This window comes from Streptomyces sp. PA03-3a (genome assembly GCF_033792735.1).
Classification (GTDB): Bacteria; Actinomycetota; Actinomycetes; order Streptomycetales; family Streptomycetaceae; genus Actinacidiphila.
On record NZ_JARAVM010000028.1, the window covers coordinates 113,362 to 127,377 of the forward strand.

The following is a 14,016-nucleotide window of genomic DNA, read 5'->3' on the forward strand; positions in this document are numbered from 1 at the left end:
GCGCGAGTTCGGCGGCGACGCTGCTCGCGACCTGCTCCAGGGTGACGGATCCGGGGTCGGGGAAGTCCCCGGTGGCGCGGTGGAGCCTGGGTTGGAGGCGTACACCTCCGTCAGTCCGGCGAGGACGCCGGGCGGGAGGGAGCCGTCCACCGGCACGAGGGGTTCGAGCACCGGCATGCCCCGCACGCTCGTCGCGTGCGGGGCATGAGGCGCCTCATCGAGTGAGGCTCTCGGCAACCGGACGGTGTCAGAGGCCGACACCGAAGTCGGTGGCGATGCCGGCGAGGCCGGAGGCGTAGCCCTGGCCGACCGCGCGGAACTTCCACTCGGCGCCGTTGCGGTAGAGCTCGCCGAAGACCATGGCGGTCTCGGTGGCGGCGTCCTCGCTGAGGTCGTAGCGGGCGATCTCGGCGCCGCCGGCCTGGTTGACGATGCGGATGTAGGCGTTGCGCACCTGGCCGAAGTTCTGGCTGCGGGTCTCGGCGTCGTAGATCGAGACGGGGAAGACGATCCGCTCGACGTCGCCGGGCAGCCCCGCCAGGTTGACGTTGATGGCCTCGTCGTCGCCCGCGCCCTCGCCGGTGCGGTTGTCGCCGGTGTGGACGATGCTCTGGTCCGGCGTCTGCTTGTTGTTGAAGAAGACGAAGTAAGGGTCCGCGTAGACCTTGCCGCTCGGGTTGAGCGCGATGGCGCTCGCGTCGAGGTCGAAGTCGGTGCCGGTGGTCGTGCGCACGTCCCAGCCCAGGCCCACCGTGATGGCCGTCAGGCCCGGTGCTTCCTTGGTGAGCGAGACGTTGCCGCCCTTCGACAGGCTTACAGCCATGGGAGTCCCCTCCGTGATGTCGGTCATTCGTGCCGACGTCGACGCTACCTTCACAGGGGGGAACGTCGTGAGAGGCCGGCTTGGTTCCTTTACGGCGAAAACCGCCTCCGGGGCCATGTCCCGGAAAATCCTGTGACTCCGGCGGCCGTCGGCGGGATCATGGGAGGCATGTCAGGGCCGCCTCCACTCGTCGTCCGCGGCTCGGTCTCCGTACCGGAGGCCGAGCTGATGTGGCGTTTCTCCCGTTCGTCCGGACCGGGCGGCCAGCATGTGAACACCTCGGACAGCCAGGTCGAGCTGCGATTCGATCTCGCCAATTCCGATTCGCTGCCCACGGTGTGGAAGCAGCGCGCCCTGGAGCGGCTCGCCTCCCGCCTGGTGGGCGGCGTCCTGGTGGTACGGGCCTCCGAGCACCGCTCGCAGTGGCGCAACCGCGAGGCGGCGATGACCCGGCTGGCGGCGCTGCTCGCCGAGGCGACCGCGCCGCCGCCCAAGGCGCGCAGGCCCACGAAGATCCCGCGCGGCATCAACGAGCGGCGGCTGAAGGAGAAGAAGCGCCGCGGCGACACCAAGCGCGGCCGCGACCCGCGGGGCTGGTCCTGAGCCCGGAAGGTGTCCTTGCCGCGGGTTCCCGCGCCGCGCCTCAGCCGAGGTGCCGGTAGCGACCCCGGAAGTACATCAGCGGCGCGCCGTCCGCGCTGGGGGTGCGCGCGGTCAGCACGCGGGCGATCACCAGGGTGTGGTCCCCCGCCGGGACGCGCTGCTCGGTCTCGCACTCGAGCACGGCCAGGCCGCCGCCGAGGATCGGGGCGCCCGAGGCCTCGCCGCGGTAGTAGGCCACGTCCTCGAAGAGCAGCCGGTCGCTGATGCGGCCGCGCATCGCGAAGCGCCCGGCGATGTGCCGCTGGCTCTCGCTGAGCACGGACACCGCCCAGCGCCCCTGGCGCTCCAGCAGCTCGTCCATCCGGGATCCCTCGCGCAGGCTCACCATCACCAGGGGCGGCTCCAGGGAGACCGAGACGAAGGCGGTCGCCGTCATGCCGACGTCCTCCCCCCGCGGGCCGTCCTCGGGGTCGTGGGCGGTCACCAGGACCACCCCCGCGGCGAGGCGGCTCATGACGGCGCGGAAGGCGTCGCTGTCCACGCCGGACAGGGGTGGCTCGGAACCGTCGGGCACGGTCCCAGGATGCGGGATGCGGGGCGCGGAGGTGGTTGACTGTGACACGCCCCGACGCTAGCCGGACTGCCGCACCACCCGCATCGGACTTCGGATCGAGCCGGGTCCTAGGACCTCCGGCCGTACCCGCCTCCGGTCGTACAACCCCCGCTCACCTGCTCGATTGTGTTCAATGGGTGAGGAGGGGCACCCGGTCTGCTCTACGCTGCGTGATCGGAACACGACAATCAGATGTGACTTGAGTCACAAGGGGCATGAATTGTTGACCCTGTGTACCGGTCGAACTGCTCGCTGTGATTCAGTTGCGGTGGGAATTGGACCACAACGGACCACAAGCAGTCTCAGGAGTTGTCGTCGAGGGCCCGGGGAGAGCGCATGGACACCGAGTCGGAGCCGTATGTCCGCCTCGCGACCCTGCGCCAGGTGCACCAGGTCGTGGCGGACCTCAACTGCGCGCGCAGTCTCGCCGACACCCTGCAGGCCGTGGCCGACGGCGTCGTCAAGGGTCTCGGCTTCGAATTGGCCGTGGTCAACCTCGTCCGCCCCGACGGCGACCTGGTCGTCGCCGCCGTCTCCGGGAGCGCCGCCGCGGAGGCCCTGATGGCCGGCCGGGTCGGCTCGCGCGCCTCCTGGGAGCGCCGGCTCACGATGGGGGAGCGCTGGGGCACCCTGCGCTTCATACCCCACCACGAGGGCTGGGTGCTGGACGGCGACGACGTCCCCAGCTGGCCCGGTGACGGCCTGCCGCCCCGCTTCCCCGACGAGTGGCACCCCGAGGACCGCCTCCTCGCCCCCATGCACGCCAACCCGGCCGGGGCCGGCGAACTGATCGGCGTCATCTCCGTCGACCGCCCCGTGGGCGGCCGCCGTCCCGGACCGTGGGGCCGCGAGGCGTTGCAGATGTACGCCTTCCAGTCCGCCATCGCCATCAGCAACGCGCGTCTACGTGCAAATATGCAACGCGCCCTGGTCCGTCTGGAGCGCGAGCAACAGGCGCTGCGGGCCAGCGAGGAGAGCTTCCGGCAGGCCTTCGAGTACGCCCCCAGCGGCATGGCCATCGCCGAGATGGGCGGCGACCAGCACGGCAAGCTCGTCCGCACCAACGACGCGCTGTGCCGGCTGCTCGGCCGCCCCGCCGCGGTGCTGCGCCGCCACTCCTTCTCCGACCTCGTCCACCCCGAGGACGTCGGCGTCCTGCTGCGCACCAGCGCCGAGGGCGGCCGCGCCGAACTGCGGCTGCAGCGCCGTGACGGCAGCTACGTCTGGGTCAGCCTGCGCAACTCCGTCGTCGCCGACACCGCCGACGGCCCGCGCTTCCTGCTCACCCACGTCGAGGACATCGAGGAACGCAAGGGCCGCGAGATCGCCCTCGCCCACCGCGCCAGCCACGACTCGCTCACCGGCCTGCCCAACAGCGCCGAGCTGCGCGCCCGGCTGTCCGGCAAGATCTGCGCCCGCCCGCAGGCCCCGGACGCCGACGGCCACACCGCCGCTCACGGCACCGACGAGTTCGCCTACACCTACGACTACGACCCGGTCGACGGCAGCGCCCGGCTGGCCGGCTTCGACCACCACACCCACACCGTCCAGCCGTCCGACGTGGGGGACGGCGGCAAGGGCCTTGCCGTGCTCTTCTGCGACCTGGACGGCTTCAAGTCGATCAACGACCGCTTCGGGCACCACACCGGCGACGCCGTGCTCATCGAGGTCGCCCGCCGCCTCACCAGCGCGGTGCGCGACGGCGACACGGTGGCCCGGCTGGGCGGCGACGAGTTCGTCGTCCTCGCCGACGGCCTCGGCCGCGAGGACGCCGAGGACCTCGCCGTCCGCCTGCGCAACGCGATCATCCCGCCGATCCGCTTCGAGGGCCGCGCGGTCCGGGTCGGCGCCAGCTTCGGCATCGGCTGGGCCGGCTGCGGGATGACCGCGGACGAGGTGCTGCAGTCCGCGGACCAGCGCATGTACATCGAGAAGCGCTCCCGCAACGGCACCCGCGGGCACCGCCGCGCCGCGGGCTGACCGGGCGGGGGCGCGCCCCCCGGGCGGCCCGTCTCCTCCTCGGCGGAGGGCACGCGTCCACCCTGGGGAGTACCCCGGATCGCTCCTCCGGTTGACTCCTGCACACATCCGGGATGCCTACGCTGGGTTACGTGCAGCGTCTCTACGATTTCCTCCGCAGGCACCCGACCTGGGTCGACAGCTTCTGGGCTCTCGTCCTGCTCGGGTTCTCCTCCCTGTGGATCGCCAACGACGAACTGCACGCGCACTCCCGGGCCGCAGCCGTGCCGCTGGCGCTCGCGCTGTCCACCGTGGTCGCACTGCGCCGCCGCATGCCGGAGAAGATGCTGCTGCTCGGCATTCTCGTCGGGGTGCTCCAGCTGGTGCTGGACGTCCAGGCCAACCCGGGCGACTTCGCCATGCTGGTGATCATCTACACCGTCGCGGCCAACGGCGCCCGCTGGGCCTCTCGGATCGCCTTCGCCGGCGGACTGGTCGCCTCCACCATCTCCACGCTGCGCTGGCCCAACGAGACGGACGGCCAGTGGGCCGACGCCGTCTCCGCCGTCTTCCTCGCCGTCCCCTTCCTGCTCGCCTGGGTCATCGGCGACAGCCTCCGCACCCGCCGCGCCTACTACGCCGAGCTGGAGGAGCGCGCGGCCCGCCTGCAGCGCGAACGCGAGGCCCAGTCCAAGGCCGCGGTCGCCGCCGAACGCGCGCGCATCGCCCGCGAACTGCACGACGTCGTCGCCCACAACGTCTCCGTCATGGTCGTCCAGGCCGACGGCGCCGCCTATGTGCTGGACGCCTCGCCCGAGCAGGCCAAGCAGGCGCTGGAGACCATCTCCACCACCGGCCGCCAGGCGCTCACCGAGATGCGCCGCCTCCTCGGGGTGCTGCGCGCCGGAGACGACGGCGGTGGAGAGTACGTGCCGCAGCCGGGCGTCGACCAGCTGACCGACCTCATAGAGCAGGTCCGGGGCGCGGGGCTGCCCGTCGCCTTCGAGGTCGAGGGGGAGTCCCGGCCGCTCGCCAGCGGCGTCGAGCTCACCGCCTACCGCATCGTGCAGGAGGCGCTCACCAACACCCGCAAGCACGGCGGGCCCGAGGCGCACGCCACGGTCCGGCTCACCTTCGGCGACGGCGACCTCAGCCTCCTCATCGAGGACGACGGGCGCGGCGCCCAGCAGGAGCTGTACGAAGGCGGCGGCGAGGACGGCCAGGGCCAGGGCCTCATCGGCATGCGCGAACGCGTCGGCATGGTCAGCGGCACCCTGGACGCCGGACCGCGCCCCGGCGGGGGCTTCCGCATCAGCGCGGTGCTCCCGGTGAAGACCGCGCGCTAGGGGGATGCGCCGTGCGACGGGGGATGCGTCGTGTGACGGCGGGAAACAGAGACCACAGGCAGAGGGAAAGAGGACCGGACCCATGGCGATCCGCGTGATGCTCGTCGACGACCAGGTGCTCCTGCGCACCGGCTTCCGCATGGTGCTGCAGGCCCAGCCCGACATGGAGGTCGTCGCCGAGGCCGGGGACGGCGCGGAGGCCGTCGAGACCCTGCGCACCACCCCGGTGGACGTGGTCCTCATGGACGTCCGGATGCCGCGCCTGGACGGCGTCGAGGCCACCCGCCAGATCTGCGGCGCGCCCGACCGCACCCCCGACGACGGCGGGCCCCGCGTGCTCATCCTGACCACCTTCGACCTCGACGAGTACGCCTTCTCCGCCCTCAAGGCCGGTGCGAGCGGCTTCATGCTCAAGGACGTCCCCCCGGACGAGCTGCTCGCGGCGATCCGCGCCGTCCACAGCGGCGACGCGGTCGTCGCCCCCAGCACCACCCGGCGCCTGCTCGACCGCTTCACCCCGCTGCTGCCGAGCGCGAGCCAGCCGACGCACAAGGAGCTGGACCGGCTGACGGACCGTGAGCGCGAGGTGCTGCTGCTGGTCGCCCAGGGGCTGTCCAACGGGGAGATCGCGGCGAAGCTGGTGCTCAGCGAGGCGACGGTGAAGACGCATGTGGGACGCATCCTCACGAAGCTGGGGCTTCGGGATCGCGTGCAGGCGGTGGTTCTCGCGTACGAGACGGGGCTGGTTCGGGCGGGCGGCGGTGGGGGGGCGGCCTGAGGCCTTCGTCTGCGCGGGGTGGTTGTCGTTGCGGCGCGTTGTTGTGCGCCGGTCCGTTGCGCCTGCGGCGGGCTGTTCCCCCGCCCTCCCGCCCTCCCCCAGCCTTCGGCCGGAGGCCCCGCCCCCGGCCCACCACGAACCGCGCGAGGCCCGCACCAACCGCGCCGGGCAATCGGGCGGGAGGGCGGGGGATGCCCGCCGCAGGCGCAGACAACCCGCATACGGCGACCGGCCCCACATGCCTCAGGCGGTACCGCGCACGGCGTCCACGAGGTGGAGGAAGTCCGCGACAGCGTCCCGCACGGCGGCGTCGTCCCATTCGAGCGCGGACGCCCCCACCGTGACCTCCGTCATCGCGACCCCCGGCACCTCCGCCTCCGCCCAGCGCCCGAAGAGCGCCGTCTTGGTCTCCTCGGCCTGCCGCACCGTGGCCTCGTCGAGGACGTCCGGGGATTCGGCCAGCCACACCTGGAACTGGTGCGTGTGCGGTACCTCCGGGTGCACCCGGACCCAGCCCGCCCCCTCGGCGAACGCGTCCCGCAGGGCCGCCGCGACGCCCTTCGCGTGGGCGACGTACTCCGGCAGGCGCGGCAGTTCGTGGTCGAGCCCGTCGAGGGCGGCCAGCACCGCGGGCCACTGCTGGAAGACCAGGCCGCCGTATCGGTGCCGCCAGGTGCGCGCCTCGGCGGCGAGGTCGGCGGAGCCGGCCAGGGCGGCGCCGGAGACGCCGCCGAGGGACTTGTAGAAGGAGACGTACACGCTGTCGGCGAGGCCGGCGATCTCGTCCAGGGGGTGCCCGAAGTGCGGCGGGCACTCCCACAGGCGGGCCCCGTCGAAGTGGACGACGGCGTCGCGCTCGCGTGCCGCGGCGACGACAGCGGTGAGTTCGTCCCAGGTGGGAAGGACGAAGCCGGCGTCCCGGAGCGGGAGTTCGAGCATCAGCGTGCCGAAGGGCTCGTCCATGCCGCGTACTTCGTCGGCGTCGGGTATCCGGCGGGCCGTGGTGGGGTGGACGGTCCGCAGCCCGCTCAGCGCGGACAGCGCGCCGCGCTCGTGCATCTCGGGGTGGGCCAGCGGGTGCAGCGCGACGACGGGGCTGCCGGTGCGTCCCGCCCAGCAGCGCAGGGCGACCTGCTGGGCCATCGTCCCGGTGGGGAACCAGACGGCCTCCTCCGTGCCGAGCAGCCCGGCCACCCGCTGCTCCAGCTCGGCCACGATCCCGTCGCCGTACGTGTCCACGCGGCCGTCAAGGCCGTCCCGTCCGGCCAGCCTGGCCAGCCGTTCGCGCATCGTGGCGGGCTTCCCGTAGGACAGCACGCGGTCGCAGGAGCGTACGGCGGCTGTGCGCCGCGCCTTCTCGTCATCGGCAGAGGTCATGGACCGATCCTGCCGCCCCGGAGGGCGCCGGGAAACATTCGCGTAGCATTGACGAGAACGTCCGGTACCCCCGTGAGGACTGGAACGGAAGGCCAGCGCAGCGTGAACGCATCGCACACCCCGGGGCCCCTGCCCCCCGACGTGGAGGCCCGCCCCGCGCGGCTCACGGTCGGTGTCGTCGGCGCGGGGCGGGTCGGGCCCGCGCTCGCGGCCGCGCTGAAACTGGCCGGGCACCATCCGGTCGCGGCGTCGGGTGTGTCCGACCTCTCACGCCGCCGCGCCGCCGCGCTGCTGCCCGACGTGCCGATGGTGGAGCCCGCCGAGGTGCTGGCCCGCGCGGAGCTCGTCCTGCTGACCGTGCCGGACGACGCGCTGCCCGGGCTGGTGACCGGCCTCGCGGAGACCGGGGCCGTACGGCCGGGCCAGCTGCTGGTGCACACCTCGGGACGGTACGGGACCGGCGTGCTGACGCCCGCCCTGCGCGCGGGCGCGCTGCCGCTGGCGCTGCACCCCGCGATGACCTTCACCGGCACCTCCGTCGACGTGCAGCGGCTGGCCGGCTGCTCCTTCGGCGTCACGGCCCCCGCGGAGCTGCGGATGGCGGCCGAGGCCCTGGTGATCGAGATGGGCGGCGAGCCCGAGTGGATCGAGGAGTCGGCGCGTCCGCTCTACCACGCGGGCCTGGCGATCGGCGCGAACCACCTGGTCACCCTGGTCGCCCAGTCCATGGAACTGCTGCGCGCCTCGGGTGTCGCCGAGCCCGGCCGCATGCTGGGCCCGCTGCTGGGGGCGGCCCTGGACAACGCCCTGCGTTCCGGTGACGCCGCCCTGACCGGCCCGGTCGCCCGCGGCGACGCCGGCACGGTCGCGGCGCACCTTGCGGAACTGCGCCTGCACGCACCGGAGATGGTGGCCCCGTACCTCGCGATGGCCCGCGCCACGGCGGACCGCGCGCTGGCGGGCGGAATGCTGAAGGCGGAGTTCGCCGAGGCGCTGCTGGGCGTCCTGGGGGACGGCGCCGAGGGGGGAGAGCGATGACCGGACTGGTGCACACCGCGCGCGAACTGCGGGAGGCCGTCGAGGGCCGGCCCGGCCTCGTCGGCGTCGTCATGACCATGGGCGCGCTGCACGAGGGGCACGCCACGCTCGTGCGGACCGCCCGCGAGCGGGTGGGGGACGGCAGCGTCGTCGTCACCGTCTTCGTCAACCCGCTGCAGTTCGGGCCGAACGAGGACTTCGACCGCTACCCGCGCACCCTCGACGCCGACGTCGCGACCGCCGGCCGGGCCGGCGCCGACCTCGTCTTCGCGCCCTCCGTCGACGAGGTGTACCCCGGCGGGCGGCCGCAGGTGCGGATCAGCGCCGGGCCGATGGGCGAGGGCTACGAGGGCGCCTCGCGTCCCGGCCACTTCGACGGCATGCTGACCGTCGTCGCCAAGCTGCTCCACCTGACCCGGCCGGACGTGGCGTTCTACGGCCAGAAGGACGCCCAGCAACTGGCCCTGATCCGCCGCATGGTGACGGACCTGAACTTCCCGGCCGAGATCGTCGGCGTGCCCACGGTCCGCGAACCGGACGGCCTGGCCCTGTCCAGCCGCAACCGCTACCTCTCCGAAGGCGACCGCGAGAGCGCCCTCACCCTCTCGCGGGCCCTGTTCGCGGGTCGTGAGGCGCAGGGCGACGGCCCGGACGCCGTACGGGCGGCGGCCCGGACGGTGCTGGAGAAGGGCGACGGCCTGGCGGTGGACTACCTCGCCCTGATCGACCCGGTCGACTTCACCGAGGCCGCCCCCGGCCACACCGGGCCGGCGGTGCTCGCCGTCGCCGCCAAGGTCGGCACGACGCGGCTGATCGACAACGTCCCCCTGGAGTTCGGAGCCCGCCGATGAGCGGCACAGGTACAGGCATACGGCTGCACGCCCCCGCTCCCGGCTGGGAGCACGAGGCGGACGTGGTGGTCGTCGGTTCCGGCGTCGCCGGGCTGACGGTCGCGCTGCGCTGCGCGGCGCAGGGCGCCAAGGTCACCGTCGTCACCAAGGCACGGCTCGACGACGGCTCCACGCGCTGGGCGCAGGGCGGCATCGCCGCCGCCCTGGGCGAGGGCGACACCCCCGAGCAGCACCTGGACGACACCTTGGTGGCGGGCGCAGGGCTCTGCGACGAGGAGGCCGTGCGCACCCTGGTCACCGAGGGCCCCGACGCCGTCCGCCGGCTGATCGCGACGGGCGCGCACTTCGACACCAGCGAGACGACGGGCGAGATCCTGCTGACCCGGGAGGGCGGTCACCACCGCCGCCGGATCGCGCACGCGGGCGGCGACGCGACGGGCCTGGAGATCTCCCGGGCGCTGATCGAGGCCGTGCGCGAGGCAGGGATCGAGTTCATCGAGAACGCGCTCGTGCTGGACCTGCTGACCGACGCCGAGGGCCGCGCCGCGGGCGTCACCCTGCACGTCATGGGCGAGGGACAGCGCGACGGCGTCGGCTCCGTGCGGGCCCGCGCCGTGGTGCTGGCGACCGGCGGCATGGGGCAGGTCTTCTCGGCCACGACCAACCCGGCGGTGTCCACGGGCGACGGGGTGGCCCTCGCGCTGCGCGCCGGCGCGGAGGTCTCGGACCTGGAGTTCGTCCAGTTCCACCCGACGGTGCTCTTCCTCGGCCCGGACGCGGAGGGCCAGCAGCCGCTGGTCTCCGAGGCCGTGCGCGGGGAGGGCGCCTTCCTCGTGGACGCCGACGGGGTGCGCTTCATGCAGGGGCAGCACGAGCTGGCCGAGCTGGCGCCCCGCGACATCGTCGCCAAGGGCATCACGCGCCGCATGCAGGAGACCGGCACCGAGCACATGTACCTCGACGGCCGGCACTTCGGCGCGCGGATGTGGGAGCGGCGCTTCCCGACGATCCTGGCCGCCTGCCGCGCCAACGGCATCGACCCGGTCACCCGGCCGATCCCGGTGGCCCCCGCCGCGCACTACGCCTCCGGCGGCGTCCGCACCGACCTGCACGGCCGCACCACGGTGCCGGGCCTGTACGCGTGCGGCGAGGTCGCCTGCACGGGCGTGCACGGCGCCAACCGGCTGGCTTCCAACTCCCTCCTGGAGGGGCTGGTCTTCGCCGAGCGCATCGCCGCCGACATCGCCGAGCACCCCGCGGCCCCCGGCGCCCCCGTGGTCCCCGACCCGAGCCGCTTCCCGCTGCTGGCGGCCGGGGCGCGCTTCGAGATCCAGCGGATCATGACGCGCGGCGCCGGGGTGCTGCGCAGCGAGGCCAGCCTGGACGAGGCGGCCGCGGCGCTGGGCCGGATGTACGCCGACGCCGCGGAACTGCTGGAGCGCGACGGCAAGACGGCCGAGCCCTGTGTGGAGAGCTGGGAGGCGACCAACCTCTGCCTGGTCGCCCGGATCCTGGTGGAGGCGGCCCGCCGCCGCGAGGAGACGCGCGGCTGCCACTGGCGCGAGGACCGCCCCGAGCGGGACGACGAGAACTGGCGCAGGCACATCGTCGTACGGCTTCCGTCCGGTGCGGCGGCACCCGTCGCACCCACTAGTCTCACCATCCGCACCACCCCCACAGCGGACCTTCCCCCGACCCGTTCCGGAACGGAGCACCTGCGATGAGCACGCCCGACCTCCCCCTCCTGCAGATCGGCGGCGCCGGAGGCGGTGGCTGCGGCGACGGCTGCGGCTGCGGTTCCGACGGCGAATACGCGCACGACCCGGGCGAGTGCGGCCTCGACCCCGACCTGGCGCAGCTGCTCGCCGACGCCGGGCTGGACCCGGTCCTGGTCGAGGACGTCGCGCACATGGCCATCGAGGAGGACCTGGACGGCGGGGTGGACGTCACCACCGTGGCCACCATCCCCGAGGACGCCATGGCCACCGGTGACTTCACCGCGCGCGAGGCCGGCGTGGTCGCGGGGCTGCGGGTCGCCGAGGCGGTCCTGTCCATCGTGTGCACCGACGAGTTCGAGGTCGAGCGGCACGTCGAGGACGGCGACCGGGTCGAGGCCGGTCAAACGCTGCTCTCGGTGCGCACCCGTACGAGGGACCTGCTGACCGCGGAGCGCAGTGCGCTCAACCTGATGTGCCGGCTGTCCGGGATCGCCACCGCCACGCGCCGCTGGGCGGACGCGCTGGAGGGCACCAAGGCGAAGGTCCGCGACACCCGGAAGACGACCCCGGGCCTGCGCGCGCTGGAGAAGTACGCGGTCCGCTGCGGCGGCGGCGTCAACCACCGCATGTCGCTGTCGGACGCGGCCCTGGTCAAGGACAACCACGTGGTCGCCGCGGGCGGCGTGGCGGCGGCCTTCAAGGCCGTCCGCGACGAGTTCCCCGAGCTGGCGATCGAGGTCGAGGTCGACACCCTGCACCAGGTCCGCGAGGTCCTGGACGCGGGCGCCGACCTGATCCTGCTGGACAACTTCACCCCCTCCGACACGGAGGAGGCGGTCGCCATCGTCGCGGGCCGCGCCCTGCTGGAGTCCTCCGGCCGGCTCACCCTGGACAACGCCCGCGCCTACGCCGCGACCGGCGTCGACTACCTGGCCGTGGGCGCCCTGACGCACTCCTCGCCGATCCTGGACATCGGACTGGACCTGCGGTCCGAGGGGTCGGAGCGGGACTGATGCTGCTCACCATCGACGTCGGCAACACCCACACCGTCCTGGGGCTGTTCGACGGGGACGAGATCGTCGAGCACTGGCGGGTCTCCACCGACCCGCGCCGCACGGCGGACGAGATGGCCGTGCTCATGCAGGGCCTGATGGGCATGCACCCGCTGCTCGGCGAGGAACTGGGCGACAACATCCACGGGATCGCCATCTGCTCCACCGTCCCCTCGGTGCTGCACGAGCTGCGCGAGGTGACGCGCCGCTACTACGGCGACGTGCCCGCGGTGCTCGTGGAGCCCGGCGTCAAGACCGGCGTCCCGGTGCTCACCGACAACCCCAAGGAAGTCGGGTCCGACCGGATCATCAACGCCCTGGCCGCCGTGCACCTCTACGGCGGGCCGTGCGTCGTGGTGGACTTCGGCACGGCCACCACCTTCGACGCGGTCACGGCGCGCGGCGAGTACGCGGGCGGCGCCATCGCCCCCGGCATCGAGATCTCGGTGGACGCCCTGGGCGCCCGCGGTGCCCAGCTGCGCAAGGTGGAGCTGACCCGCCCGCGCAGCGTCATCGGCAAGAACACCATCGAGGCCATGCAGTCCGGCATCCTCTACGGCTTCGCGGGCCAGGTGGACGGCGTGGCCGAGCGGATGGCGCGGGAGCTGGCCGACGACGCGGACGACGTCACGGTCATCGCCACCGGCGGACTGGCGCCGCTGGTGCTGGGCGAGTCGGCGGTCATCGACGTCCACGAGCCCTGGCTGACCCTGATAGGCCTTCGGCTGGTCTACGAGCGGAACGTGTCCACGACCTGACGACCTGACGAGCTGACGCCCCGGCGATCTGCGGCCCGGCGGATCCGCCGGGGGACGCACGCGGCGCGCCCGGCCATATCTGGTTACGCGTATTTTGTCCGGTTAGTACGTAAAGTCGGACCATGCCCACGCCACACGGGTCCCGAGGCGGAATGGCGTTCAGCGCGGATGAACTGCGCGTGCTCCGGCGCGCCCTCTCAGCGGCCCTTCAGTCCAGCACCATGATCCCCACCCCCGACGAGGTCAGGGACTATCTGCGCCTTGCCGAGGACGTCGACGAGGCGGCCCGCGAGGGCGGGCGGCTGCGGACCTTCCAGCTCGCCGAGCTCGCCAGGTACCGGGAGGCGCTGCCGGGCAGCGCCGCCGGCTACCTCGAGCGGCTGACGGGAGCGCTCGACACGGGGTACGTGCCCCTGCCGGACGACCTCGCCGCGCTGCGCCGACTGCACGACGCGCCGTGCACCGACGCCGAGGCGCGTCGCAGGCGGGCCGTGCTGCGCCGCTGCGAGCACTTGGCGGAACTCGACGTGCGCGCCCGGCTGGAGGCGCGCATCCCCGCTCCCTCGCAACCCTGCGGCACGCCCTCCGTGGGCAGGGCCCGGCTGCGCGCGCTGCCCGGCGGCCGGTCCGCCTCCGACGACCCCAAGCCGGGCCCCAAACCCGAGCCGAAGGCGCCCCCCGCCGAGCCGGCCGCGCCGGAGCCCGGGGAGGAGAAACGCAAGGTCCCCACGCCGGCCGAGATCTTCCCGCCGCGCCGCCGCTCCGCGCCGCCGCCCGAGGAGCGCGCCACGGGCTGACGTGAGATCGGCGCGCGACCTGCCGGAGACGTCACGGGTCCCTCCCGTGACGTCTCCCGCGCGTTCACGGGTGCGCCGCGCCCTCCCCGGCGCGGCCTCCGCGTGCCCCCTGACGGCCGGTTCGGCGGCCTCCGCGGCACCGGGTGCGCTCCTGGCCGTCCTGACCGCGGCGGTCCGCCCCAGGGCGCGTACGGGCGCGCTAGCTGTATTGCCCCGTGAGGTTAGGAACGCGGCTGGCGGGTGGTTGGCCCTTCAGCGCGGTGTGTCCGCGGTGGTGATTGTAGGTGTGCAGCCAGGCGGGGA

General features: G+C 73.5%; 13 protein-coding genes and 1 pseudogene. 10 read left to right on the forward strand and 4 right to left on the reverse strand.

Annotation, left to right across the window (positions count from 1 at the left end; genetic code table 11):
* Positions 1–247: 247 nt before the first annotated feature.
* Complete coding sequence (locus PV342_RS29655; RefSeq protein WP_026251085.1) at positions 248–823, reverse strand: TerD family protein; 576 nt, start codon at positions 821–823, stop codon at positions 248–250.
* 159 nt (positions 824–982) lie between these two features.
* Between PV342_RS29655 and arfB the strand changes: the two genes are divergently transcribed.
* A complete protein-coding gene (gene arfB / locus PV342_RS29660) occupies positions 983–1,426 on the forward strand; it encodes an alternative ribosome rescue aminoacyl-tRNA hydrolase ArfB (RefSeq protein ID WP_026251084.1) in 444 nt (147 codons plus the stop codon).
* Positions 1,427–1,466: 40 nt separating this feature from the next.
* Here arfB and PV342_RS29665 read toward each other — a convergent pair whose 3' ends face one another.
* Entirely contained in the window at positions 1,467–1,967 is a 501-nt protein-coding gene (locus PV342_RS29665; protein ID WP_018559571.1) for a flavin reductase family protein, read from the reverse strand.
* Between the two features lie 408 nt (positions 1,968–2,375).
* On the opposite strand from PV342_RS29665, the gene cdgB reads away from it, so the two are divergent.
* The 3 genes from cdgB (at position 2,376) to PV342_RS29680 (ending at position 6,122) form a co-directional block, all read left to right on the forward strand.
* Positions 2,376–4,019 carry a diguanylate cyclase CdgB gene (gene cdgB, locus PV342_RS29670; protein WP_500319345.1) on the forward strand — a complete coding sequence of 548 codons (1,644 nt, stop codon included), beginning with the start codon at positions 2,376–2,378 and terminating at the stop codon, positions 4,017–4,019.
* A gap of 131 nt (positions 4,020–4,150) precedes the next feature.
* Complete coding sequence (locus PV342_RS29675; protein ID WP_500319347.1) at positions 4,151–5,344, forward strand: sensor histidine kinase; 1,194 nt, start codon at positions 4,151–4,153, stop codon at positions 5,342–5,344.
* 82 nt (positions 5,345–5,426) lie between these two features.
* On the forward strand, positions 5,427–6,122 hold the full coding sequence (locus PV342_RS29680; RefSeq protein ID WP_386995457.1) for a response regulator: 696 nt from the start codon (positions 5,427–5,429) through the stop codon (positions 6,120–6,122).
* Between the two features lie 243 nt (positions 6,123–6,365).
* Here the strand turns inward: PV342_RS29680 and PV342_RS29685 are convergent, their stop codons facing one another.
* Positions 6,366–7,499: a threonine aldolase family protein gene (locus PV342_RS29685; protein WP_396349135.1), complete on the reverse strand. Its 1,134-nt coding sequence runs from the start codon at positions 7,497–7,499 to the stop codon at positions 6,366–6,368.
* A 102-nt stretch (positions 7,500–7,601) separates the two neighbouring features.
* On the opposite strand from PV342_RS29685, the gene PV342_RS29690 reads away from it, so the two are divergent.
* The 6 genes from PV342_RS29690 (at position 7,602) to PV342_RS29715 (ending at position 13,713) form a co-directional block, all read left to right on the forward strand.
* Positions 7,602–8,537, forward strand: coding sequence for a Rossmann-like and DUF2520 domain-containing protein (locus PV342_RS29690; RefSeq protein WP_018559566.1), 936 nt, complete (start codon positions 7,602–7,604; stop codon positions 8,535–8,537).
* The gene (gene panC / locus PV342_RS29695) at positions 8,534–9,388 is read left to right on the forward strand and encodes a pantoate--beta-alanine ligase (protein WP_500319350.1); all 855 of its coding nucleotides are present in this window, start codon (positions 8,534–8,536) and stop codon (positions 9,386–9,388) included. Before PV342_RS29690 ends, panC begins: the two co-directional genes overlap by 4 nt.
* Entirely contained in the window at positions 9,385–11,112 is a 1,728-nt protein-coding gene (locus PV342_RS29700) for an L-aspartate oxidase (RefSeq protein ID WP_391580675.1), read from the forward strand. The genes panC and PV342_RS29700 overlap by 4 nt, the downstream gene beginning before the upstream one ends.
* A complete protein-coding gene (nadC, locus tag PV342_RS29705) occupies positions 11,109–12,119 on the forward strand; it encodes a carboxylating nicotinate-nucleotide diphosphorylase (RefSeq protein ID WP_386995450.1) in 1,011 nt (336 codons plus the stop codon). The genes PV342_RS29700 and nadC overlap by 4 nt, the downstream gene beginning before the upstream one ends.
* Positions 12,119–12,916 (forward strand): type III pantothenate kinase, encoded by a 798-nt coding sequence (locus PV342_RS29710; RefSeq protein ID WP_018559562.1) that lies wholly within the window; start codon positions 12,119–12,121, stop codon positions 12,914–12,916. Before nadC ends, PV342_RS29710 begins: the two co-directional genes overlap by 1 nt.
* A gap of 122 nt (positions 12,917–13,038) precedes the next feature.
* Positions 13,039–13,713 (forward strand): hypothetical protein, encoded by a 675-nt coding sequence (locus PV342_RS29715; RefSeq protein ID WP_360999838.1) that lies wholly within the window; start codon positions 13,039–13,041, stop codon positions 13,711–13,713.
* Between the two features lie 199 nt (positions 13,714–13,912).
* Here the strand turns inward: PV342_RS29715 and PV342_RS29720 are convergent.
* Positions 13,913–14,016 (reverse strand): annotated as a pseudogene (locus tag PV342_RS29720) (IS481 family transposase); the annotation flags it as partial.